The organism is Streptomyces sp. BA2 (assembly GCF_009769735.1).
Lineage (GTDB): Bacteria > Actinomycetota > Actinomycetes > Streptomycetales > Streptomycetaceae > Streptomyces.
In genome coordinates, this window is the sequence record NZ_WSRO01000002.1 from 6,064,572 (window position 1) to 6,088,029 (window position 23,458).

General features: G+C 71.7%; 23 protein-coding genes. 15 read left to right on the forward strand and 8 right to left on the reverse strand.

Features of this window, described 5'->3' with window-relative positions; all coding sequences use genetic code 11:
• Together E5671_RS30195 and E5671_RS30200 are read left to right on the forward strand one after the other, a co-directional pair.
• On the forward strand, nt 1–996 hold the full coding sequence (locus E5671_RS30195) for an ABC transporter ATP-binding protein (RefSeq protein WP_160507046.1): 996 nt from the start codon (nt 1–3) through the stop codon (nt 994–996).
• Nucleotides 983–2,047, forward strand: coding sequence for an ABC transporter ATP-binding protein (locus tag E5671_RS30200; protein ID WP_202121307.1), 1,065 nt, complete (start codon nt 983–985; stop codon nt 2,045–2,047). Before E5671_RS30195 ends, E5671_RS30200 begins: the two co-directional genes overlap by 14 nt.
• 339 nt (nt 2,048–2,386) lie before the next feature.
• On the opposite strand, the gene E5671_RS30205 is transcribed toward E5671_RS30200, so the two are convergent.
• Nucleotides 2,387–4,564, reverse strand: a complete 2,178-nt coding sequence (locus E5671_RS30205; protein ID WP_160507047.1) for a S9 family peptidase — start codon at nt 4,562–4,564, stop codon at nt 2,387–2,389.
• Between the two features lie 149 nt (nt 4,565–4,713).
• Here E5671_RS30205 and E5671_RS30210 point away from each other — a divergent pair, with 149 nt between their 5' ends.
• From E5671_RS30210 to E5671_RS30245, 8 genes are all read left to right on the forward strand, one after another.
• Entirely contained in the window at nt 4,714–4,908 is a 195-nt protein-coding gene (locus tag E5671_RS30210; protein ID WP_160507048.1) for a hypothetical protein, read from the forward strand.
• An 85-nt stretch (nt 4,909–4,993) separates the two neighbouring features.
• Nucleotides 4,994–5,914: an N-acetyl-1-D-myo-inositol-2-amino-2-deoxy-alpha-D-glucopyranoside deacetylase gene (mshB, locus tag E5671_RS30215; protein ID WP_160507049.1), complete on the forward strand. Its 921-nt coding sequence runs from the start codon at nt 4,994–4,996 to the stop codon at nt 5,912–5,914.
• An 86-nt stretch (nt 5,915–6,000) separates the two neighbouring features.
• Nucleotides 6,001–6,369 (forward strand): DUF6113 family protein, encoded by a 369-nt coding sequence (locus tag E5671_RS30220; protein ID WP_160510503.1) that lies wholly within the window; start codon nt 6,001–6,003, stop codon nt 6,367–6,369.
• A gap of 170 nt (nt 6,370–6,539) precedes the next feature.
• Nucleotides 6,540–8,693, forward strand: coding sequence for a hypothetical protein (locus E5671_RS30225; protein WP_160507050.1), 2,154 nt, complete (start codon nt 6,540–6,542; stop codon nt 8,691–8,693).
• Between the two features lie 130 nt (nt 8,694–8,823).
• Complete coding sequence (locus E5671_RS30230; protein ID WP_160507051.1) at nt 8,824–9,750, forward strand: ABC transporter ATP-binding protein; 927 nt, start codon at nt 8,824–8,826, stop codon at nt 9,748–9,750.
• Complete coding sequence (locus E5671_RS30235; protein ID WP_160507052.1) at nt 9,744–10,478, forward strand: ABC transporter permease; 735 nt, start codon at nt 9,744–9,746, stop codon at nt 10,476–10,478. Before E5671_RS30230 ends, E5671_RS30235 begins: the two co-directional genes overlap by 7 nt.
• Before the next feature lie 59 nt (nt 10,479–10,537).
• Nucleotides 10,538–11,719 (forward strand): sensor histidine kinase, encoded by a 1,182-nt coding sequence (locus E5671_RS30240; protein WP_237330777.1) that lies wholly within the window; start codon nt 10,538–10,540, stop codon nt 11,717–11,719.
• The gene (locus tag E5671_RS30245) at nt 11,716–12,345 is read left to right on the forward strand and encodes a response regulator transcription factor (RefSeq protein ID WP_160507054.1); all 630 of its coding nucleotides are present in this window, start codon (nt 11,716–11,718) and stop codon (nt 12,343–12,345) included. Before E5671_RS30240 ends, E5671_RS30245 begins: the two co-directional genes overlap by 4 nt.
• A gap of 18 nt (nt 12,346–12,363) precedes the next feature.
• Here E5671_RS30245 and E5671_RS30250 read toward each other — a convergent pair whose 3' ends face one another.
• On the reverse strand, nt 12,364–13,206 hold the full coding sequence (locus E5671_RS30250) for a SirB1 family protein (protein ID WP_160507055.1): 843 nt from the start codon (nt 13,204–13,206) through the stop codon (nt 12,364–12,366).
• Nucleotides 13,207–13,275: 69 nt separating this feature from the next.
• Nucleotides 13,276–13,752 (reverse strand): DUF2000 domain-containing protein, encoded by a 477-nt coding sequence (locus E5671_RS30255; RefSeq protein WP_160507056.1) that lies wholly within the window; start codon nt 13,750–13,752, stop codon nt 13,276–13,278.
• A 49-nt stretch (nt 13,753–13,801) separates the two neighbouring features.
• Between E5671_RS30255 and E5671_RS30260 the strand changes: the two genes are divergently transcribed.
• Nucleotides 13,802–14,635 carry a helix-turn-helix transcriptional regulator gene (locus E5671_RS30260; RefSeq protein ID WP_160507057.1) on the forward strand — a complete coding sequence of 278 codons (834 nt, stop codon included), beginning with the start codon at nt 13,802–13,804 and terminating at the stop codon, nt 14,633–14,635.
• Here the strand turns inward: E5671_RS30260 and E5671_RS30265 are convergent.
• Both E5671_RS30265 and E5671_RS30270 read right to left on the reverse strand, forming a co-directional pair.
• On the reverse strand, nt 14,628–15,461 hold the full coding sequence (locus E5671_RS30265; protein WP_160507058.1) for a transglutaminase-like domain-containing protein: 834 nt from the start codon (nt 15,459–15,461) through the stop codon (nt 14,628–14,630). The genes E5671_RS30260 and E5671_RS30265 overlap by 8 nt on opposite strands.
• A 40-nt stretch (nt 15,462–15,501) precedes the next feature.
• A complete protein-coding gene (locus E5671_RS30270; protein WP_160507059.1) occupies nt 15,502–16,521 on the reverse strand; it encodes a GNAT family N-acetyltransferase in 1,020 nt (339 codons plus the stop codon).
• 143 nt (nt 16,522–16,664) lie between these two features.
• Between E5671_RS30270 and fdxA the strand changes: the two genes are divergently transcribed.
• On the forward strand, nt 16,665–16,985 hold the full coding sequence (fdxA, locus tag E5671_RS30275) for a ferredoxin (RefSeq protein WP_030573070.1): 321 nt from the start codon (nt 16,665–16,667) through the stop codon (nt 16,983–16,985).
• Between the two features lie 118 nt (nt 16,986–17,103).
• Complete coding sequence (locus tag E5671_RS30280; protein ID WP_160507060.1) at nt 17,104–18,198, forward strand: bifunctional succinyldiaminopimelate transaminase/glutamate-prephenate aminotransferase; 1,095 nt, start codon at nt 17,104–17,106, stop codon at nt 18,196–18,198.
• Here the strand turns inward: E5671_RS30280 and E5671_RS30285 are convergent.
• Nucleotides 18,111–19,355, reverse strand: a complete 1,245-nt coding sequence (locus tag E5671_RS30285) for an MFS transporter (RefSeq protein ID WP_160507061.1) — start codon at nt 19,353–19,355, stop codon at nt 18,111–18,113. The genes E5671_RS30280 and E5671_RS30285 overlap by 88 nt on opposite strands.
• Nucleotides 19,356–19,437: 82 nt before the next feature.
• On the opposite strand from E5671_RS30285, the gene E5671_RS30290 reads away from it, so the two are divergent.
• Nucleotides 19,438–20,418 carry an ArsR family transcriptional regulator gene (locus E5671_RS30290; protein WP_160510504.1) on the forward strand — a complete coding sequence of 327 codons (981 nt, stop codon included), beginning with the start codon at nt 19,438–19,440 and terminating at the stop codon, nt 20,416–20,418.
• A 98-nt stretch (nt 20,419–20,516) separates the two neighbouring features.
• Here the strand turns inward: E5671_RS30290 and E5671_RS30295 are convergent, their stop codons facing one another.
• Nucleotides 20,517–20,987: an ATP-binding protein gene (locus E5671_RS30295; protein WP_160507062.1), complete on the reverse strand. Its 471-nt coding sequence runs from the start codon at nt 20,985–20,987 to the stop codon at nt 20,517–20,519.
• Nucleotides 20,988–21,290: 303 nt separating this feature from the next.
• On the reverse strand, nt 21,291–22,223 hold the full coding sequence (locus E5671_RS30300) for a heavy metal transporter (RefSeq protein ID WP_160507063.1): 933 nt from the start codon (nt 22,221–22,223) through the stop codon (nt 21,291–21,293).
• Between the two features lie 62 nt (nt 22,224–22,285).
• Here E5671_RS30300 and dapE point away from each other — a divergent pair, with 62 nt between their 5' ends.
• Nucleotides 22,286–23,377: a succinyl-diaminopimelate desuccinylase gene (gene dapE / locus E5671_RS30305; RefSeq protein WP_160507064.1), complete on the forward strand. Its 1,092-nt coding sequence runs from the start codon at nt 22,286–22,288 to the stop codon at nt 23,375–23,377.
• Nucleotides 23,378–23,458 lie beyond the last annotated feature (81 nt).

The following is a 23,458-nucleotide window of genomic DNA, read 5'->3' on the forward strand; positions in this document are numbered from 1 at the left end:
ATGTTGCTCGAAGTGCGCGATCTGCATGTGGAGTTCAGGACGAGAGACGGCGTCGCCAAGGCCGTCAACGGCGTCGACTACACCGTCAGCGAGGGCGAGACGCTGGCCGTGCTCGGCGAGTCCGGCTCCGGCAAGTCGGTCACGGCCCAGGCGATCATGGGCATCCTCGACATGCCGCCGGGAAAGATCACCGGGGGAGAGATCCTCTTCAAGGGCCAGGACCTCCTCAAGCTCAAGGAGGAGGAGCGGCGCAAGACCCGCGGCGCCGGAATGGCGATGATCTTCCAGGACGCCCTGTCGTCGCTCAACCCCGTGGTCAGCGTCGGCCAGCAGCTCGGCGAGATGTACGTCGTCCACCAGGGGATGTCCCGCAAGGACGCCAAGGCCAAGGCGGTCGAGCTGATGGACCGGGTGCGCATCCCGGCCGCGAAGGAGCGCGTCGGGCAGTATCCGCACCAGTTCAGCGGCGGCATGCGCCAGCGCATCATGATCGCCATGGCGATGGCGCTCGAACCCTCGCTGATCATCGCCGACGAACCGACCACCGCCCTGGACGTGACCGTCCAGGCCCAGGTGATGGACCTCCTCGCCGAGCTCCAGCGCGAGCTCCACATGGGCCTGATCCTCATCACGCACGACCTGGGCGTCGTGGCGGACGTCGCCGACAACATCGCCGTCATGTACGCGGGCCGCATCGTCGAGAAGGCCCCCGTCCACGAGATCTACAAGGCCCCCGCGCACCCGTACACACGCGGTCTTCTGGAATCCATCCCCCGGCTCGACCAGAAGGGTCAGGAGCTCTACGCGATCAAGGGCCTGCCGCCCAACCTCATGAACATCCCGCCGGGCTGCGCCTTCAACCCCCGCTGCCCGATGGCACAGGACGTCTGCAGGACCGATGTGCCGCCGCTCTACGACGTGGCGTACGAGGGTCTGGCCGCCGACCGCCGGAGCGCCTGCCACTTCTGGAAGGAGACGCTCCATGCCTCATGGTGAGCACGTCAGCAAGCAGCGGGTGGCGGCCGAGGGCGAGCCGATCCTCCAGGTGCGGGGTCTGGTCAAGCACTATCCGCTCACCCAGGGCATCGTCATCCGCAAGCAGATCGGCGCGGTCAAGGCCGTCGACGGCGTCGACTTCGACCTCGGCCAGGGCGAAACGCTCGGCATCGTGGGGGAGTCGGGCTGCGGCAAGTCGACGGTCGCGAAGATGCTGGTGAACCTGGAGCGGCCGACGGCGGGCGAGATCCGCTACAAGGGCGAGGACATCAGCAAGCTGTCCGGGCGCGCGCTGAAGGCCGTGCGCCGCAACATCCAGATGGTCTTCCAGGACCCCTACACCTCGCTCAACCCGCGTATGACGGTCGGCGACATCATCGGGGAGCCGTACGAGATCCATCCCGAGGTCGCGCCGAAGGGCTCGCGGCGGCAGAAGGTGCAGGAGCTGCTCGATGTGGTCGGGCTGAACCCCGAGTACATCAACCGCTATCCGCACCAGTTCTCCGGAGGTCAGCGTCAACGGATCGGGATCGCAAGGGGGTTGGCGCTGCGGCCCGAGATCATCGTGGCGGACGAGCCGGTGTCGGCGCTGGATGTGTCGGTCCAGGCGCAGGTGGTGAACCTCCTGGACCAACTCCAGAACGACTTCGATCTGTCGTACGTGTTCATCGCCCACGACCTGTCGATCGTGCGGCACATCTCGGATCGGGTGGGCGTGATGTATCTGGGGCGGATCGTCGAGATCGGCTCCGAGGACGAGATCTACGAGCATCCGACGCATCCGTACACGCAGGCGCTGCTGTCGGCTGTGCCGGTGCCTGATCCCGAGGCGCGGGAGCATCGGGAGCGGATCATCTTGAGCGGGGACGTGCCGTCCCCGGCGAACCCACCGTCGGGGTGCCGGTTTCGCACGCGGTGCTGGAAGGCGCGGGAGCGGTGCGCGTTGGAGGTGCCGCTGCTGGCCGTTCCGGCCGAGTTCCGTGATGTGCCGGGGCCCGCGGCGCATGACTCCGCCTGCCATTTCGCAGAGGAGAAGCAGGTCGTGCCGTAGGGGAAACTGGGGCTCCGCCCCAGACCCCGCTCCTCAAACGCCGGAGGGGCTGGATTTCCCGCCCACCCACCCGATTGCCCCGCGGCTGAATTTTCAGCCCGTCCGGCGTTTGAGGACGAACTCGGCGGAGCCGGTGATCGACGGCGCACAAGGCCCCCGCGCCAGAGCGGGTTTTCGGGAAGGGGTGGGGTTGGGGATGAAGCCTGTTCGTGCTTTACACGCGGGCAATCGCGCCGTCGCGCCAGCGATATACGCCCGCGGCAGGCTGAGCCTCGTACGGCCGTGCGGGTGCCGTAGACCGGCCGGGGCAAGCCATGTCGCCCCGGCCGGTCGCCTGCGCTAGGGCAGGCCCAACGAGCGCTTCAGGAAGTCGACTTGGAGCAACAGCAAGTTCTCCGCCACCTGCTCCTGCGGAGTCATGTGCGTGACCCCGGAGAGCGGAAGGACTTCGTGGGGCCGCCCCGCGGCGAGCAGCGCCGACGACAGCCGCAAGGCATGCGCCACCACCACGTTGTCGTCCGCGAGACCGTGCACGATCATCAGCGGCCGCGACGGGTTCTCCGGCGCCACGAGCCCCTCCTCCGTGACGAGGGAACTCAGGGCGTACGGCGCCGGATCCTCCCCGGGGTTCCCCAGGTACCGCTCCGTGTAGTGCGTGTCGTACAGCTGCCAGTCCGTCACAGGCGCCCCCGCCACCCCCGCGTGGAACACATCGGGGCGGCGAAGGACCGCGAGCCCCGCGAGGTAACCGCCGTAGGACCAGCCCCGGATGGCGACCCGGTTCAGGTCGAGGGGGAAGGACGCGGCGAGGCCCTGCAGCGCGTCCACCTGGTCGTCCAGGGTGAGCGTGAAGTCACGGCGGATCGCCTTCTCCCAGGCGGGGGAGCGGCCCGGAGTACCACGCCCGTCCGCGACGATCACGGCGAAGCCCTGGTCGGCGAACCACTGGGACGTGAGGTACGGGTTGTGGGCGGCGAGGACCCGCTGGCCGTGCGGACCGCCGTACGGATCGAGGAGGACGGGCAGGGGGCCCGAACCCTCCTCGTAGTCCGTGGGGAGCAGGACGGCGCACGGGATCTTGCGTGCGCCCCCCTCGGTCAGCGTCACGCGCGGCGTGAGCTCCGGATGCCGCGCGTATGAGGCGACGGTCGCCACCTGCTTACCGTCGCGCAGTACCTGGACGCGGGAGCCCGGCTGGTCAAGGGTGGCCGAGACGAGGACCGTGAGGCCGCCGGAGCGCACCGCCGAGTGCACCCCGGGTTCGGTGGACACGCGCTCCACGCCCAGTTCGTTGACCCGGTAGACGTGCACCTCGCCCGTCTCCGGGGCCGCGGCCGCCGCACCCGCCGACGCCGAGATCAGTACGTCGTCGTCCGCAATGTCGAGCACCGCGCGGACGTGCAACTGCGGCCCCGTCAGCGGGCGTTCACCCACCGCGAGGACCCGCGCGCCGCCCTCGTCCACGATCCGCACGAGACGCCCGCTGGGGGACCAGGACGGGGCGCCGGGGAAGAGTTCGAGCCACTGCGGGTCCTCCTCCGCGTGCACCATGCGCGTCGAGCCGTCGTCCGGGTCCACCGCCAGGTAGAGCTGGCTGAGCTGGTCCCTGGACTGGACGAGGAGCAGCGGCGCCCCGGCCGAGGACCAGTGCACCCGCGCCAGATACGGGTAGCGGGCGCGGTCCCACATCACCTCGGTGCGCGCGCCGTCCAGGGTCACGACGAAGAGGCGTACGTCCGCGTTGGCCGTGCCCGCCGCCGGGTACGCGACCCGCGCGGGCTCCGTCTCCGGGTGCGCGGGGTCGGCGATCCACCAGCGCCGCACCGGGGCGTCGTCGGCGCGTGCGACGAGCAACCGGTCCGACGCCGGCGACCACCAGAAGCCGCGCGAACGCTGCATCTCCTCGGCCGCGATGAACTCCGCGAGGCCGTACGTCACGGTCTCCTTCTCGACGGAGTCCGGCTCCGGCGCCGCAAGGGCACGGTCGCCTTCCCCGTCGGCGCCCGTCACCCGCAGGGCGCCCCCGGCGACGTACGCGATGTGGCGGCCGTCGGGCGAGGGGCGCGGGTCGATCACCGGTGCGGGGGTGGGCAGTTCGCGGGCCGTGCCCACACGGAGCTCCGCGGCGAAGAGCCGTCCGGAGAGCGCGAACGCGGCGAGTTCCACCGCCGCGTCCGTCGCGTAGCCCACGATGCCGGCGCCGCCCTCGCGGCTGCGCTCGCGGCGGGCTCGCTCCTCGGTGGAGAGCCGCTCGACCGCGCCGTTCAACAGGGCATCGGGGTCGGCCGCGATCCGCTCTGCAGCGCCGTCCTCCAGGTCGAGGACCCAGAGTTGGTTCGCCCGGTCAGTGCCGGACGACGAGCGCAGGAAGGCGACGCGGGACCCGTCCGGCGCCACCGTGAACGCGCGGGGCGCACCGAGAGTGAAGCGTTGCGTGCGGGCGTGCAGGCGGGGGAAGGAGAGCCGCTGCGCGTGACTCTCGGCGGGCCCGGTGGTTCCGGGCGTCTCGGTGGTCATCCTCCGAGCCTATGGGGCATGCGCCCCCTTGTGCTGCCGTGCTCCGAGTCATGCGGACCCACGGATAGTTATGATCCGTAGCGCTTAGTGGGTATGAACCTGCTGGCGTCCGCACTGGTGCAGGGTCTGGGACTTGGAGGTGAGCCGCCGTGGCACTCTCGATTTCGGCGGTGGTGCTGCTGGCGATCATTGTCTTCTTGCTGGTCAAGAAGTCAGGATTGAAGACGGGCCACATGATCGTCTGTGTGTTGCTCGGCTTCTATCTGGCGAGTTCCTCCATCGCCCCGACGATCAACGAGCTGACGACGAACGTGGCGGGGATGATCGGCGACATCAAGTTCTGATCCATTTCTGGTCCATTTCTGGTCCATTTCGGATCCAGCCGCATCACGTTCTGATCACTGCGCGGGGTGCTCGTAGGGTGGTCCCATGACGGAACTGCCCGCCCGGCGTCTGCTGCTCGTGCACGCGCACCCCGACGACGAGTCGATCAACAACGGCGCGACGATGGCCAAGTACGTGGCCGACGGCGTCCATGTCACGTTGGTGACCTGCACGCTGGGCGAGGAGGGCGAGGTCATCCCGCCCGGCCTCGCCCATCTCGCGCCCGACCGCGAGGACGCGCTCGGCCCGCAGCGCATCGGCGAGCTGGCCGCCGCGATGAAGGAGCTGGGCGTCACCGACCACCGGTTCCTCGGCGGCACCGGCCGCTACCGCGACTCCGGGATGATGGGCACCGAGCAGAACCACCGCGCGGGCGCCTTCTGGTCCGCCGATCTCGACGACGCCGCCGCGCACCTCGTCGAGGTGATCCGCGAGGTGCGGCCCCAGGTGCTCGTGACCTACGACCCGGACGGCGGGTACGGCCACCCCGACCACATCCAGGCCCACCGGGTCGCGATGCGCGCCGCTGACCTCGCGGCCGAGGGCGCCTTCCGCGCGGATCTCGGCGAACCGCACACCATCGGCAAGATCTACTGGAACCGCGCGCCGCGCTCCGTCGTCGAAGAGCGGTTCCGCTGGATGGAGGGCGCTTTGCGGCACTCACCGTTCACGACCCCCGGCGTGGCCGCGGACGTCCCCGGTGTGACGGACGACGGACGGATCACGGCGGAGATCGACGGGACCGCCTTCGCGCAGGCGAAGGCGGCGGCGATGCGCGCGCACGCCACGCAGATCGAGGTGCAGGGTCCGCTCTTCGTCCTGTCGAACGGACTCGCGCAGCCGATCTTTGATGTGGAGTACTACGAGTTGGTGCGAGGAAAGGCCGGTGCGGTGGAGGGTGAGCGTGAGACGGATCTGTTCGCGGGGCTCGAAGACGCCGGACGCGACGGGGTGACGACGCTGTGAGTACTCGTTCGCGTGCTACGTCATCGTCGGCTCCTGGCGCGTCGTCCGCTGCCTCCCCACCGGGCGGCAGCGCCCTCGCTCAGCCGCTGAACCTCGGCCGTTTCGCCGCCTACGGAGGCCTCTTCGTGCTTGGCGCGGTCGTCGGCACGGCCGGCGCGCTCGTCCAAGGGGGCTGGTTCCCGGGCGGGTTGCTGCTCGCGCTCCTCGGGGCCGCCGGGCTCTTCTACGGAGGGGTGCTCGCCCTTGGCGGCAGAGCGGGGGCGGTGGCGCCCGCGGCGGGCTGGCTCGTCTCCGTCATGCTGCTCACGGCCAGCCGGCCCGAGGGGGACTTCCTCTTCGGCGCGGGACTCGGCTCGTACGCCTTCCTGCTCGGCGGGATGGCGGTAGCTGTGATGTGTGCCACCCTCGGCCAGCGGCCGCAACCAGGCGGGCCCGCCGCCCGACTTGGCAAGTGACGTACCGCTTCAGGCCGCGTCCCGCACGGGTTTGACGGCGGTCACAGGATGAGTGCCGACGGCGGCCAGTATGGTGGTGCGCGCCGCCGAGCCTCCCCCAGCCTCCGGCCGGGGGAAATTCCCCTCCGCGCGGGGAGCACGGGCGGCGGAGCCAACCGGGAGAACCTGCCTTGAGTCGTGAAACTGACAGTTCGTCCTCCGGGCCCCAGGGGCGCGGTGGAGCCGCTTACCCCTCGGGGACGCCGCCGTACGGCTCCCCCGCGCAGGGTGCCGCGTCGGACGGCGCCGTGGACGGCGCGCAGCGGCAGGCCGCCGATGAGCGGCCCGACGATCCCAAGACCGAGACCACGCTGACGACGCGTATCCGGATCAACATCCCCGGGTCGCGGCCCATCCCACCGGTCGTCATGCGCACGCCCGTCACGGACAGCGACGCGGGTGCCTCGCGTCCGCTGGACGCGGGCCCGGGTCGCGGGGCCAACGGCTCCGACGCCGGGGACGGCGCGGGGCGTCCGGGGGCCGCGGGGTCCGCGAACGGCGCGGGCGGTCCCGGTTCCGCCGGGATGCCCGCTTCGGGCTCCGCGCCCGCCGGATCTTCCTCCGCCGGGTCGTCGTCCGCTTCCGCTCCGGCCGAGGAGAAGACGAGCGACTGGTTCGCGCCGCGCAAGAGTGCGTCCGGGCCCGCCGGTTCGGGGAGCAACGGCAGCGGCAACGGCTCCGGTACGGGCTCCTTCGACGTGTCCGGCGCCGTGGCGTCGGGACCGCTCGGCACGGGTGCGCCGCAGGGCGGCGACCCGCAGCGCGGGGACCTGCCGTACTTCTCCGGAGGCGGCGCGGGTGATGGCGGCCGTGGCCCGTCGGGGCCCACCAGCGGACCGATGACCGGTGAAGGCCCGCTGGCGCCGAAGCCCGCCGATCCGTCCGACCCGGCGAACCAGGCCAACCCGGCAGGCCGGGCGAACCCGTTGGCTCCGCCGAACCAGGGCGGTCCGGGCAACCCCGGCAATCGCCCCAACCCGGGCGCCCGCCCCAACCCGGCCAATCCGGGCCCTCGTTCAGGCGCAGGCACAGGCGTGCCCGCGATGGGCGACGACACCGCCATCCTCACGCCGCAGAAGGCGGGCCCCGTCCAGGGCCCCAACGGCGGCCCGGTACGCGGCGGCCCCGGCTCCATCCCCGGCGGCCCGAGCGCGCCCTCTCCCGGAGCCAATGTCTCCGGCGACACCCTGACCAGCGGCATCCCCGTCGTGCCGCCCGCGCAGAACTCGCCGTTCGCCGCGGGCCCGCAGGGTGACGGACCCGTGCCGCACACCCCGCCCAAGCTGCCCGAGCCGGTGCAGCCGAACGTGCCCGTCGCCGCGGCCCCGGCCAAGAAGAAGGGGCGCAACAAGCTCGTTCTGGTGGCCGTCGCCGTGGTCGTCGTGGCCTGCGGTGCTTACGGCGCCGGTCTTCTGATGAACCACGCCGACGTACCGAAGGGCACCACCGTGCTCGGCGTCGACATCGGCGGCGGCACGCGCGACGAGGCCGTGAAGAAGCTCGACGCGGCGATCGGCGAGGACGTCGCCAAGCCCCTGAAGCTGTCGGTCGACGGCGAGACGGTCACGCTCAAGCCTGACCAGGCGGGCCTGACCCTGGACAGCCAGGCGACCGTCCGCGAGGCCGCCGGCAGCGACTACAACCCCGTATCGGTGATCGGATCGCTCTTCGGCGGCGCGCGCGTCGCCGAGCCGGTCATGCCCGTGGACGAGGAGAAGCTGGCGGCCGCCCTGGAGCGCGCCGCGGGCGGCTCGGGATCGGCCAAGGAGGGCACGGTCAAGTTCGTGCCCGGCAAGGCCGTCCCCGTGTACGGCAAGGCGGGCAAGGGCATTGACGTCGCCGCGTCGACGACGGCCGTCTCGGAGGCGTACAAGAAGCAGGTCGAGACCGGCAGCGCCGGCACCGTCGAGGTGCCCGTCACGACCCGCAAGCCGACCGTCCCGAACGCCGAGGTCGACAAGTTCATGACGCGCTTCGCGAAGCCCGCCATGTCCGCCAACGTCACGATCAAGGCGGGCAACGCCTCGATCCCGTTCGGCCCGGCGAAGTCCCTGCCGAAGGTGCTCGAGACGAAGGTGCTCGACAACGGCACGCTGCAGGTGCACTACAACACCGCCGAGCTCAAGAAGCTGTACGGCAACGTCTTCGACGGCGTCCTGATCCAGCGCGGCAACGGCGACAAGACGCCGGTCCAGCCGACGGACGTGGCCGCCGCGATGAACAAGGCGCTGATCGGCAAGACGCCTGCGGAGCGGATCGGTGTGATCGAGACGAACGCCAGCTGATTGTCCGTACGTACAGAACGACGGAGGCCGGACGGCTCACGGAAGTGAATCGTCCGGCCTTCCGCATGACATCTGTCATCCCGGACTCGGCACACACGACACTGCCGCCGCCCGCCGCCCCTTGGCGACGATGGATCACATGAAAGCAGTGAGCTTCGACCAGGTGACCAAGAGCTATGGGGACGTACGCGCCGTCGACGACCTCACGCTCGAACTCCACCCCGGCGAGACGGTCGCCCTCCTCGGACCGAACGGCGCCGGCAAGTCCTCCACGCTCGACCTGCTGCTCGGCCTGCGGCACGCGGACAGCGGCACCGTGCGGGTCTTCGGCACGAGCCCGCGCGAGGCGATCACCGCGGGCCGTGTCGGCGCGATGCTGCAGAGCGGCGGCCTGATGGCGGAGGTCACCGTCCGCGAGCTGGTGCGGCTCGCCTGCGATCTGCACCCCAGGCCGTACCGCGCGGACGACGTGCTGGCCGCCGCGGGCCTCACCCAGCTCGCCGACCGGAAGGTCGACAAGCTCTCCGGCGGTCAGGAACAGCGCGTCCGCTTCGCCCTCGCGACCGCCGGAGCGAACGACCTGATCGTCCTGGACGAGCCGACCACCGGCATGGACGTCACCGTGCGCCAGGCCTTCTGGGCGACCATGCGCGAGCAGGCCGAACAGGGCCGCACGGTCCTGTTCGCCACGCACTACCTGGAGGAGGCCGACGCGATCGCGGACCGGGTCCTCGTCCTGCACCGAGGCCGTCTCCTCGCTGACGGCACGGCCGCCGAGATCAAGGCGAAGGCGGGGGCGCGGAGGGTCGCCTTCGACCTCCCCGAGCTGGACGCCGCGCTCGCGGAGAAGCTGCGCGTCCTGCCGTTCCTCACCGCCGTCGACGTGTCAGGCCACACCGTACGGCTCCAGTCGACGGACGCCGACGCCACCGTGCACGCGCTCTACGGGCTCGGTCTTTACCCTCGCAACCTTGAGGTCGCGGGGCTCGGCCTTGAGCAGGCCTTCGTGGCGATCACCGCGGCGGAGGAGGCCAAGAAGGAGGCCACGACATGCTGATCAAGCTGGAGATCATCCGCGCCCTGCGCAACAAGAAGTTCCTCTTCTTCTCGGTCATCTATCCGTCGATGCTCTTCCTGATCATCGCGGGCGGCCAGAGCGGCACGGACATGGTCGGCGACACGGGGCTCGCGCTCCCCGCCTTCTTCATGGTGTCGATGGCGTCGTTCGGCGCCCTCACCGCCGTCCTCATGGGCAACAGCGAGCGCATCGCCAAGGAGCGCGAGAGCGGCTGGGTACGCCAGCTGCGCCTGACGAGCCTGCCGGGGCGCGGCTACGTCATCGCGAAGACCGCGAGCGCCGCCGTGGTCAGCCTGCCGTCGATCGTCGTGGTGTTCGTGGTCGCCGCGGTAGTCAAGGACGTACGCCTGGAGGCCTGGCAGTGGCTGGCCCTGACCGGCGCGATCTGGGCGGGCAGCCTCTGCTTCGCCGCGCTCGGCGTGGCCATCGGCTATCTCGCCACCGGCGACGCGGTCCGCCCGATCACGATGATCGTGTACTTCGGGCTCTCCGTCCTCGGCGGCCTGTGGATGCCCACGGCGACCTTTTCGCAGTGGCTGAGCGACGTCGCGTCCTGGCTGCCGACCCATGCGTACGCTGCCCTCGGACAGGCCATCGAACTGGGCGACGCCCCGCACGCGAAGGACATCGTGCTCCTCATCGGGTACTTCGTCCTCTTCGCGGGCGGCGCGGCATGGCTGTACCGGAAGGACACATCGAAGGCGTGAGCGACACAGACCACTCCGAGCGGGCCCACCCCTCCGACCGCGGTGAGCGGGCCCACCCGCTGGACGGCTTCGGCCACCCGGTGGCGGGCCGCCGCCAGCTGCTGACCAAAGGGCTCTGGATCGGCATCTGGCTGGTCTTCCTGGCCGGCCCCGTGGAGGACCTGGTGGGCGCGGAGCACGGTGGCGTGGCCACGGCGCTCGGCTGGCTGGGCCTCGCCGCCTTCGTGTGCTGCTATCTGACCCTGGTCTTCCGTTACACCTCCAGGGTGCTCGACTGGCGTGTGGTGCACGTGTCGTTCGGAACGCTGCTCACGCTCGCGGTCGTCCTCTCGTTCGCCTTCGGCACGGCCTGGCTCGGACTCTTCGTGTACGTGGCCGTGTCCGCCGGGGCCGTGCTGCCGATGCGGTACGCGATGTGGGTCATTCCGGCGGTCACCGGCGTGATGATCGCCGTCGGCCTGCGCACCGACAGCATCGGGGACCTGCTCGGCAGTCTCGCCGTCCTCACGCTCCTGGTCGGCTTCGCGATGACAGGGGTGCGCGAGCTGGTGCGTACGACGATCCAGCTGCGCCAGGCACGGGCCACCGTCGCCCAACTGGCCGCGAACGAGGAACGGCTGCGGCTCGCCCGTGATCTGCACGACCTCCTCGGCCACTCGCTCTCCCTCATCACGCTGAAGAGCGAGCTCGCCGGGCGGATGCTCCCGGCCCACCCCGACAAGGCCGCCCAGCAGGTGGCGGACATCGAGCAGGTCAGCCGCCAGGCCCTGGTGGACGTGCGCGAGGCGGTCTCCGGCTACCGCAGGCGCACCCTCGACGGTGAGCTCGCGGGCGCGCGCACGGCGCTCACGGCCGCCGGTGTCGAGGCCGACGTACCGCTTCAGGCGCCCGCCGCCCTGCCCGGCGAAGAGGGGGAGACGGCCCTGGCCTGGGCGCTGCGCGAGGCGGTGACGAACGTCGTGCGGCACAGCGGTGCGCGCCGCTGCACGGTGGCGTTCATGTCGCGGCACACCCTCGACGGGCCGATGGTCGAGCTGTCCGTGGAGGACGACGGCAGGGGCGGTTCCTCCACGGTCCGGGGCAACGGCCTGACGGGCCTGGCCGAGCGTGTGGAGGCGGTCGGCGGCGTCCTCGACGCGGGGCCCGGCGCCCGCAGGGGGTTCAGGCTCACCGCCAGGGTGCCGCTGGACCGGGGCACGGAACCGGCGCCCGGCGCCTCCGCCCTAGGATCTTCCGCATGAGTACGAACAGTGCGAAGGGCACCGTCAGGGTGCTCCTCGCCGAGGACCAGTCGATGGTCCGCGAGGCCCTCGCCGCGCTGCTCGGCCTGGAGCCGGACATCGAGGTCGTCGCTCAGGTGGCCCGCGGCGACGAGGTGCTCGCGGCGGCACGCGAACACGCGGTGGACGTGGCGCTCCTCGACATCGAGATGCCCGGCCGCACGGGCATCGAGGCCGCGGCCGAACTCCACGCGGAGCTCCCCGAGTTGAAGATCGTGGTGCTCACCACCTTCGGCCGCCCCGGCTATCTCCGCAGCGCCATGGAGGCCGGCGCCGACGCCTTCCTGGTCAAGGACGCGCCCGCGGCCCAGCTAGCCGAGGCCGTCCGCAAGGTCCTCGCGGGGGAGCGCGTCATCGACCCCACGCTCGCGGCGGCCGCGCTCGCCGGTGGCGCCAACCCGCTGACCGACCGCGAGCGCGAGGTCCTGCGCGCGGCGGCCGACGGCGCCACCAACGCCGAGCTGGCCACGGCCCTGCACCTCTCCCCGGGCACGGTCCGCAACTACCTCTCGACGGCGATCCAGAAGCTGGCCGTGCGCAACCGCGCCGAGGCGGTGAAGGTCGCCCGGGACAAGGGCTGGCTCTGAACTGTCCTGCTCAGGGCGTCAGTTCAGCATCGCCCGCGCCCCGTGTGCCTCTTGGCGCAGCCGCACCGCCGCCTCCTCGTCGGTGGTGGCAAGGGCATCGGCGTACGTCTCCAGTTCGGCGGCGCCCGCCATGAAGTCGCCGCACTGGACCAGGAGTTGGGCGCGGTCGTAGTGCAGCCGGTCGGAGTGCGCCGGAAGCAGCAGGGAGAGTTCGACCGCCCAGAGCGCGACGTCCGAGCGCTCGGGGCGGGCCGCCGCCCACGCGCGGATGTTGTTGAGGACGCGCAGGACGATGTCGAGCGGCCCCGCGGGGCTCAGCATCGACGGCACGAGCGGCGCACCCGTGGCCCCCGCCACGAGCAACTCCGCGTCCATGGGCGACAGTACGTGCCCGCCCGCGAACGGATTGGCCAGGACCTGCTCGTCGCGCGCGCCGAAGCCGACCACGAAGTGGCCGGGCAGGGCCACCCCGTGGACGGGTACGCCCGCCCGGCGTGCGACCTCGATCCACACCACCGAAAGCAGGATCGGCAGGCCTCTGCGCCGCCGGAGCACCTCGTGCAGCAGCGCTGACCGAAGGTGCTGGTAGTCGCCGGGCCTGCCCTTGAATCCGTAGCGCGTGCCGAGCAGTTCGGCCAGCGCGATGGCCCAGGACCGGGGGCCGTCGGCCTTGTCGGGCAGCCGTTCGGTCAGCTGGTCGGCAAGGCGGTCGAGGATGCGCCGCGTCGTGCGCATGCCCGCGTCGTCGAGATCAGGGTCCGCCTCCGCGCCGATCAGCAGGCACAGCAGCGCGAGATCGGGCCGCGCGGACCGTGCCTGATCGGCGAAGAGGCGTCGCCGCTCCGGGGATTGGGGGTGCATAGGAGCTTCGTGCCCTGCCGGGCCGATCGATAGCGCTCCGATCTCTGCCCGCGCCGCTGCCCCCGTCGGTCAACGGTGCATCCGGGCCCCTTTGAGGACCTTGTCGACCGCGTTGCGCGGGCCGTGGACGAGGATCCCCACCAGGTCGAGCTGATCCGAAGGCACGGCTCGCACCGCGGCCCGGTTGTCCCGGTCGTTGCCGGTGGCGAACAGGTCGGACGTGAACACCGCCCGCGGCAGGGAACGGGACAGCACACGTCCGTGCGCGGTGGTCAGCGTCTCCTTCGACCCCTCGAAGACCAGGACGGGCTGGCGGAACATCGGCAGGTAGGGGGTCCCGTCGGCGTCCTCGTACGGTTCGCCGATCACCTCGGGAGCCGCCGTGCCGAGCCCGCTGACGAGGAACGCGGTCACGTTCAGGCGCTGCCAGGGTTCCAGGTCGTCACGGAGCAGGACGGCGATCTTCGTGTCGAAGCGGACGGGTGCCTCGCCCGTGACCCCGGCGGACTCCGTCCCGGCGATGTCTGTCTCAGCGGTGGTTCTCATGCTTCGAGACTGCCGAGTCGAGCGCCGCCGCGTCTTGTACGTTCTTTGCATGGTGGCCCGGCAGGAGATATCCGCATGGCGCCCGCCGGTCGCGGGTGTCGTGGAGGTCTTCCACGCCCACTTCACCGAGCACGCGTACCCGATGCACGTCCACGACGCGTGGACCCTGCTGATCGTGGACGACGGAGCCGTCCGCTACGACCTGGACCGGCGCGTTCACGGCACACCGGGGGACACCGTCTCCCTGCTCCCGCCCCAGGTCCCGCACAACGGCTCGCCCGCCACCCCCGACGGCTTCCGCAAGCGCGTCCTGTACCTGGACATGACGCAGCTGGACGCGAGCTTCATCGGCCCCGCGGTGGACGGCCCCGACCTGATCGACCCCGTCCTGCGCAAGCGCGTGGGCCTGCTGCACGCGGCCCTTGCCCGCCGGGGCGACGAGCTGGAGGGGGAGAGCCGCCTGGCCCTGATCGGCGAGCGGCTGCGCGGGCACCTGCGCCCCAGGATCACCGCCGGCACCCCGGGCGCCACCGACACCCCTGGCGACACCGGCCGAGGCGTCGCCAGGGACCTGCGCGACCTGCTCGACGAGCGGCTGCTCGAAGGCGTGACACTGGAGGAGGCCGCACGCCTGGTCCACGCCCACCCCACCCATCTCGTACGTGCTTTCAGCGGGGCCTTCGGCATCGCACCGCACCAGTACGTGATGTCCCGCCGTGTCGACCGCGCCCGCCGTCTCCTCCTGGCGGGGCAGCCGCCGGGCGAGGTGGCGACCGCCGCCGGTTTCTACGACCAGTCGCACCTCACCCGGCACTTCAAGCGGGTGGTGGGCATCGCACCGGGGCGCTACGCCCGCGCGCGAGCCGTCGGCCGAGTCAGTTGAGCATGGCCCGCGCGGCCCGCGCCTGGTCCCGCACCCGGTCCGCGGTGGTCGGCTCCACCGCCGTCACCACGTCGGCGTACTCCTCCAGCTCCGCCGCGCCCGCGAGGAAGTCCCCGCGCTGGACGAGGAGTTGGGCCCTTTCGTAGCGCAGTCGTGCCGGGTGGGCGGGCAGCAGCAGGGAGAGCTCGACCGCCCAGAGCGCGACGTCCGAGCGCTCGGGGCGGGCCGCCGCCCACGCGCGGATGTTGTTGAGGATGCGCAGCACGATGTTCAGCGGATCGGCGGGCGTCAGCATCGAGGCGGACACCGTGCCGCCCGACGACCCGGCGACGAGCAGCTCCGCGTCCGCGCCCGTGAGGAGGCGCCCGCCGGCGAACGGGTCGACGAGCACCTGCTCCTCGCGGGCGCCGAAGCCGACCACGAAGTGGCCGGGCAGCGCGACGCCGTAGACGGGGGCGCCCGCCCGGCGTGCCACCTCGATCCACACCACTGAGAGCAGGATCGGCAGGCCGCGGCGGCGCTCGAGCACCTCGTGGAGGAGGGAGGACTCCAGACGCTGGTAGTCGGCCGGTGTCCCCATGAACCCGCAGCGCGCGCCCAGGAGTTCGGCGAGCGCCGCCGCCCACTCCCGCGCCCCGCCGGGGCGGTAGGGGAGCTGCCCGGCGAGCCGGTCGAGCTCGACCTGCGCCGCGTCGATGTCGTCGTCGCCGAGCTCCGGATCCGCCTCCGCGCTCACCAGGAGGCACAGCAGGGACAGGTCGGGCCGCTCGGACCTGGCCTCCTCCGCGAACCGCCGCTGAGGCCAGGTCCTTGACTCCTCGTGCATGCGTGCCTCGTGCCTTACTTACCGAGCCGACCGGTAGAAGCTACCGAGCCGACGGGTATCGATAGTGGTGGTACGTGTGGTGCGCGGCGAAGCCAAGACCGCCGTACAGCGCCCGCGCACCCTCGTTGTCGTCCTCGACCTGCAGCCAGGCCGCCGAAGCGCCTTCGGCGAGCGCCTGCCGGGACAGCGCGGCCATCACCGCTGTCGCCAGTCCTTGCCTGCGGTGCCCCGGATCCACCTCGACCGCCATGAATCCCGCCCAGCGCCCGTCCACGACGCACCGCCCGATCGCCGCGGGCCCCGCGTCAGGAGAGGCCCCGGGCACGGAAGCGAACCACACCGAGGGGCCGCCCGCCAGCACCTTGAGCACATGCGGTCCGGGGACCCCGAACCGCTTGTACCGCCGCAGCCACGCCTCGTCGAAGGACCGCGAGAGCCGCACCTGTTCCGCCCCTGCTCCGGGCACGTCCAGGTCGCCGAGGGGCGCGAGAGCGCCGATGTGGAGCTCGGCGCTCACCTCGCGCTCCCAGCCCCGCTCCTCCAGCTCCGCGCAGAGCAGCTCCTGGGTGCCTTCGGCCCCGGTCGCGGTCTGGATGTACGCGGGCAGCTCCCGCTCCTCGTACCACTGGCGTACGTACGCGAGGGCCTCGTCCAGCGGCCGTCCCGGATCGCCCATCGGGAGTACCGAGTTGGCCCGCCGGGTGAATCCGGCCGCCGCCCGCAGCTCCCACTCGCCGAGCGGTTCGCTCTCGACGGGCTGCCAGGCGCGCGCGGACACGCGTGCCAGCTCCGCGTAGGAGGCGGCGGGGCCGCGCCTGCGGGCCGGGGCCGCGGGGACGACCTTGCCGGCCACCAGGGCACTCTCCGCGATCCGGACACGCTCACCGTCACGGCGTGTGATCAGTACCACACCGTCGTTCCACGATGTGAGAACACCCACCGTGTCAGTGAACTTACCGCCCGTCCTCGACCCGTCGTCGAGGCGCCTGATCGATACCCGTTTACCCACGTCAGCAGGGGTAATTCGGACCTCGAGCCGTCCGCCCGCAGTGAATTCCACAGCTCTGTACGCCCCTCCTGTTCGGATCATGCCCGGGAACGGAGATACTAGAGGCGGGCATCGACGACGCCGCGCTCCCGCGCGCCAGGCGAGCGGAGCCTGAGGACGGCCCGCCAACGCCCGTATCGAGGAGGAACGACAGCGTGACCTACGTCATCGCGCAGCCTTGTGTCGACGTCAAGGACAAGGCGTGCATCGAGGAGTGCCCGGTCGACTGCATTTACGAGGGCTCCCGGTCCTTGTATATCCACCCGGACGAATGCGTCGACTGTGGAGCCTGTGAACCGGTCTGCCCGGTCGAGGCGATCTTCTACGAAGACGACACTCCGGAAGAGTGGAAGGACTACTACAAGGCGAACGTCGAGTTCTTCGACGAGCTCGGATCGCCCGGTGGTGCCAGCAAGCTCGGCCTGATCGAGCGCGACCACGCCTTCATCGCCGCATTGCCGCCGCAGAACCAGTAACGGCAGCTTGAAGCGCCGCCCCGGTCCCGTACGGCACAAGTCGCCGTACGGGACCGAGGCATTTTCCCTGCACGCATTCCATACACGCAGTACGTACACGCAGTACGGGAGTCAGCACGTGTCCGTAGTCTCCGATCGCCTTCCCACCTTCCCCTGGGACAAGCTCGAGCCGTACAAGGCCACGGCGGCCGCCCACCCCGGCGGCATCGTCGACCTGTCGGTGGGTACCCCGGTCGACCCGGTCCCGGAGCTGATCCAGAAAGCGCTGATCGCGGCGGCGGACTCGCCGGGCTACCCGACGGTCTGGGGCACGCCCGAGCTGCGCGACGCGATCACGGTCTGGTGCGAGCGGCGCCTCGGCGCGCGCGACGTCACGCACCGGAACGTGCTCCCGATCGTGGGCTCCAAGGAACTGGTGGCCTGGCTCCCGACGCAGCTGGGCCTGGGCCCGGGCGACGTCGTCGCCTACCCGCGCCTGGCCTACCCGACGTACGAGGTGGGCGCGCGCCTGGCCCGCGCGGAGTACGTCGCGTACGACGACCCGACAGACCTCGACCCGACGAACCTCGAACTGCTCTGGCTCAACTCACCCTCCAACCCCACCGGCCGTGTCCTGTCCAAGGACGAGCTGATCCGCACCGTGGCCTGGGCGCGCGAGCACGGCGTACTGCTCGTGAGCGACGAGTGCTACCTGGAGCTCGGCTGGGAGGCGGAGCCGGTCTCGGTCCTCCACCCGGACGTGTGCGGTGGTTCGTACGAGGGGATCGTCGCCGTCCACTCGCTCTCCAAGCGGTCGAACCTCGCGGGCTACCGCGCGGCGTTCGTCGCCGGTGACGCGGACGTACTCGGCGCCCTGCTGCAGATCCGCAAGCACGGCGGCATGATGACGTCGGCGCCGACGCAGGCGGCGGTCGTCGCCGCGCTCGGGGACGACCAGCACGTCCACGAACAGCGCGAGCGGTACGCGGCCCGCCGCACCGCCCTGCGCGACGCCCTGCTGAAGCACGGCTTCCGTATCGAGCACAGCGAGGCGAGCCTCTACCTCTGGGCGACCCGCGACGAGTCCTGCTGGGACACCGTCGGACACCTCGCGCGGCTCGGCATCCTCGTGGCGCCCGGCGACTTCTACGGCCCTGCGGGCGACCGCTTCGTACGCGTGGCGCTCACGGCATCGGACGAGCGCGTGGCCGCGGCGGTCGAGCGGCTCGCCTGAGCCGCTGACCGCAGGCCTGGCGCGAGGGCGAGCGTGACGGCGACGGACGCCATGGCAAGCACGGCCATGGCGGCCGGAGCCGACGTCAGCTGGGCGATCGCGCCCGCGAGCGCGGCGCCCACGCCCTGCATCGTGAGCATCCCGGAGGTGTGCAGGCCAAGGGCGTGCCCGCTCAGCTCGTCCGGCGTCAGGGCCATCAGCTGCTCCTGAAGCAGCAGGCTCGCCGAGAACCCGACCGAGGCGAGCGTCACCGCCGCGAGCGCGAGGGGCAGCTCCGGCCGCAGCGCGAAGACGAGATACGGCACGGCGAGCAGCAGCCGCAGCGGCGCCCCGAGCCGCTCCCGCCACCGGCGCGACAGGAACCGCCCGGCCAGCACGTCCCCCGCGAGCATCCCGAACGCGGCGAAGGCGAACAGGAGCCCCGCGTGTCCGGGGTCGAACGGCACGTAGAGCGACTCGCAGCCCACGATCAGGCCGTTGGGCACCCACAGCGCGAGATAGACCGAGCGGCGCGGCCCGGACGCCCACAGCACCGCGTTCGTGCGCCAGGTCGCGCCGATCGAGGGGCGTCCGCCGGTGCGCGGCGCCCTGCGGGTGAGACCGAGGCGCGCGGCGACCGCGGCGGCCAGATAGAGCGCGGCGCCGGCGAGCAGCGTGCCGCGCGGCGAGAACACCGCGACCAGGGCCCCGCCGAGCGCGTAGCCGCAGATCTGCATGGTGCCGTTCGACATGTTGATCACTGAGCGGCCGAGGAGGTAACCCTCCCTGGAGAGGATCTCGTTGAGCAGCCCGTAGCGCACGCCACCGCCGAGCGCGGCCAGGCTCCCGAGCACCAGGAGCAGTGCGAAGGCGGCCCACAGCGGCAGGCCGGGGACGGCCTGGGCCGCGGTGGCCAGGGCGAAGAACAGCGCGAGGCCCGCCATGGCGCCGCGCGGCGGCAGCCGGTCGGCCGCCGACAGCAGACAGGCGGCGCCCACGACCTGGGCGAGTGCGGGGCCGAACATGCCGAGCGAGGAGAGCAGCGGCGAGCCGGTCCTGTCGTAGATCAGCGTGCCGAGGGCCAGGCCGCTCACCGTCTGGGCCGCCGCCAGGAAAGAGGCGGTCAGGAAGAACGGGGTGAACTCCGGGGTGCGGAAGAGCTCGCGGTAGGTGCGCATGCGGGGGAGTCTTCGGGGGCTTCGCGCACGGGAGTTAATGTTTCGCGCGGTGGCGAAAGGTGCGCGGGGGCGGGGCGGTGGCATGGGCTGGTGGCAGGTCAACGCGGACACCCTCGCGGGCAGCCGCTTCGTCGTCTCGCCGCTGGCCGAGGCGACCGCGAGCCTCTTCTCCCTGGAGCGGCGCACGGCCACGCACCCGGGGGAGCGAGGCTGGCTCGACGCCCATCTGGCGGCCTACCGCGAGCGACTGGCCGCCGAGCCCGGCCTCGCGGCGCTGGTGCGGGCCGCTCTCGGCGAGCGGACCCGCTGGATCGCGGACTTCCTCACGCCGACGCCCACGGGCGAGGGTGACGCCTCCTTCGCCGAGGAGCTGGCGCGGATCCGCGACACCTCCGACGCGACCGCACGCGCCCACCTGACGGTGTCCTACGGCGGCCCGCTTCCCCCGGCACTCCTGCGCCCCGGACTGCCGGAGCTGCTCGCCGACCTCCTGGAGTGGGTGTGGACGCGGACGGTGCTGCCGAGGTGGCCCCGTGTCCGTACGGTCATCGAGGCCGATGTCGTGGCGCGCACCGCCCAGTTGAGCCAGGGCGGCTGGGCCGAGGCGCTGAACGGCATGCGGCCGGGGATGCGCTGGCTGGGGGAGAGCAGGCTCCAGATCAACACCCACGAGCACCCGCCGCGCGAGACCTCCGGGGCGCGCCTCCTCTTCGTGCCGGTGACGCCCCGGCAGGGCTGGGTGTCGTGGGACGCGGCGGACCGTTACGCGGTGGTGTACCCGTGCTCGGGGGTGCTCGCGGACGCGGACCGGGCGACGGCGGTGCCCGAGCCGCTCGGCAGGCTCCTGGGTCCCGCGCGGGCGGGCGTCCTCGTGCTCCTCGCGACGCCGATGAGCACCTCGCAGCTGGTGACGCTGACAGGGCAGGGGCTCGGCTCGGTGGGCCGCCATCTGAGGGTGTTGCTGGACGCGGGCCTCGTGCGAAGGCGGCGTACGGGGCGGGCGGTGCTGTATTTCCGTACGGCGGCGGGCGAGGTGCTCGTCGAGGCGCAGAGGGACGGGTGAGGCGTGCGGGCGGCCGGCACGGACGGGTGAGGTCTGAGGCGGCCGACGCGAAGAGGGCCCGGAGCCAGTGGCTCCGGGCCCTCTCGGGTGCGCGGCTGTCAGCCGAGCGGCAGGCTCTTGACCGGCAGCTGGTCGGTGGGCAGTCCGCCCTTGGTGACCGCGTCCGTCGGCAGGCCCTCGCCGACGGCGTCGGTCGGCAGGCCGCCCTCGGTGGCCGTGCCCGCGGTGTCGCCGACCACGTCACCGGCGCTGCCCGCGAGGTCACCCGCGGCCTTCTGCGCGACGGGGGTGGTGGTCTTGGCGCCCGATCCGACGACCTTGCCCGCGGCCGGGACGCCCTTCTTCACGGCCTTGCTGCCGGTCTCACCCGCGAGACCGGTGGTGTTCTGAGCCGCGCTGTCGACGGTGTTGCCCAGACCGGCACCGTCCACGGCGGTCACACCGCCCAGGTCGGGGGTGGCCGGAAGCTCGGCGGCGCTTGCGGAGCCGGCCGCACCGACCACGGGAGCCGCCCCCGCTGCGATGAGCAGCGCGGCGCGGGCGATCCGGCGGGTCAGGGGGAGGGACATGATGCTCCTTCAGACGGGAGAGAACGTGGGTGTGTCCGGCCGAATGGGCTCCGGCGCTTGGACGCAGTGACTACCGCTCGAAGCCCTCGAAGGTTGCGGTGGCTCAACGTAAAGAATTGGCAATGCATCGCATAATCGGCTGTGGATAAAAACGGGCAAAAGGATCAGCCGGTGGGAGGGTGCTGAATCGTCAATGCCCTGTGTTCGCAAGGGGTCGGGCGGGTGTGGGAAGCGGCGCGCGAAAGTCTGGGCGGTGCATCGCCCGTGCGTGATCAGCGTTACTCGATCGGGTGACTCGCCGTACTACTGCCCAATGACAATTCGGACCTCGCCCGCGCCGGTTCCGGCGTCGGTGCGCTGACCATCTGTGTCTGTTGCGGACGCCTTGCCCGGCTTGCGCCATTCCTTCTCGGACTGCGCGGCGCTCCACTCCCGGCCGCCGTACGAGACGCGCTCGATGCCGAGCGTGGACGCCTGGGCGACCGCCCAGTGCGCGAGCTCCCAGCCCCGCTTCCCGGCCCCGCCCTCCGCGCCTCCCGCCGTGGCGTTCACCGGCACGGTGACCGTGCCGCCGCTGCCGCCCTCCGGCGCCACGTCGCGGCCGAAGTCCCGGACCAGGGCGGCCCGCACCTTCGCCGGGTCGCCCGGCTCGTCGGCCGTGCGGCCCTCGCAGGTGAGGGTGGCGGGCGCGCGGCCCGTCAGCGCGGCGGCGAGCAGCGCGGCGTCCGGCTCGTGCTTCGCGTACGCCTGCGGATAGCCGCTGCGCTGCACGCGCTGCGCGGCGACGGTCAGGGGCAGCCGTGAATAGCCGGGGACGTCCTTGAGATGGGCGTAGAAACGCGCCGCCGAGTACGCCGGGTCCATGATCTGCTTCTCGTTGCCCCAGCCCTGCGAGGGCCGCTGCTGGAAGAGGCCGAGCGAGTCCCGGTCGCCATGGCTGATGTTGCGCAGACCCGACTCCTGGAGGGCCGTCGCCAGGGCGATGGTGACCGCGCGCTCCGGCATGCCGCGCGAGGTGCCCACGGCGGCGACCGTCGCCGCGTTCTGCGCCTGCTCCGCGCCGAATTCGTAACTCGCGCCGTCGCCGTTGCCCGAGACGACCCGGCAGCGCGGATCGGCCTTGCCCCCGAAGACGTACTGCACGACCACATAGCCCACGAGGGCGAGCAGGACCGCGACGGCGGCCCCGATACGAAGGAGGCGGCCGCGCCGGACGGGGGTGGGGGGCTCAGGCACGCGACCAAGGTACTGGAGGCCACCGACAAGGCCGCGCGCCGAGGGGCGTTAGGGTCGAAGCCATGGCCCAGACCTCACACGACGCCTCGCTCGACCTCACGCTCGACGCTGCCGCCCTCACCGCCCAGCTGGTCGACTTCCCGTCGCCGAGCGGCGAGGAGAAAGCCCTCGCTGACGCGATCGAGACGGCCCTGCGCCGCCTGCCGCACCTCACGGTCGACCGGCACGGCAACAACGTGGTGGCCCGCACGAATCTGGGCCGGGCCGAGCGCGTGATCCTCGCCGGGCACATCGACACGGTCCCGATCGCGGACAACGTCCCGTCCCGCCTCGACGAGGACGGCGTCCTGTGGGGCTGCGGCACCTGCGACATGAAGTCGGGCGTCGCGATCCAGCTGCGCATCGCGCAGACCGTGACCGAGCCGAACCGCGACCTCACCTTCGTCTTCTACGACAACGAAGAGGTCGCCGCACACCTGAACGGCCTCGGCCATGTCGCCGATGCCCACCCCGACTGGCTCGCCGGGGACTTCGCGATCCTCCTGGAGCCGACGGACAACCAGGTCGAGGGCGGCTGCCAGGGCACGCTGCGCGTCCACCTGAAGACGAAGGGCACGCGTGCGCACTCCGCGCGCGCGTGGATGGGCTCGAACGCCATCCACAAGGCAGCGCCGATCCTGGCCAAGCTCGCCGCGTACGAGCCGCGCAAGCCGGTGGTCGACGGCCTGCGGTACCACGAGGGCCTCAACGCCGTAGGCGTCGAGGGCGGCGTCGCCACCAATGTCATCCCCGACGAGTGCACCGTCGTCGTCAACTTCCGCTACGCGCCCGACCGCACCGAGGACGAGGCGCTCGCCTTCGTGCGCGACTACTTCGCCGACTGCGGGATCGACGAGTTCGTCGTCGACGACCACACGGGCGGGGCGCGCCCCGGCCTCGACCACCCGGCCGCCACGGCCTTCATGGCGGCGGTCGGCGGCGAGGCGCTGCCCAAGTTCGGCTGGACGGACGTCTCCCGCTTCAGCGCGCTCGGCGTGCCCGCCGTGAACTACAGCCCGGGGAACCCGCTGCTCGCCCACAAGATCGACGAGCGCGTGAAGGCCTCGCTGATCCCGGAGGCCGAGAAGCGGCTGAGCGCCTGGCTGACATCCTGATTTCCCATAAGGATCCGTCGCCCGTAACGCCCGTAGACCTACGCTGAAGCAGCACGTCGAGCAAGACCGTCAGCGGAAGGG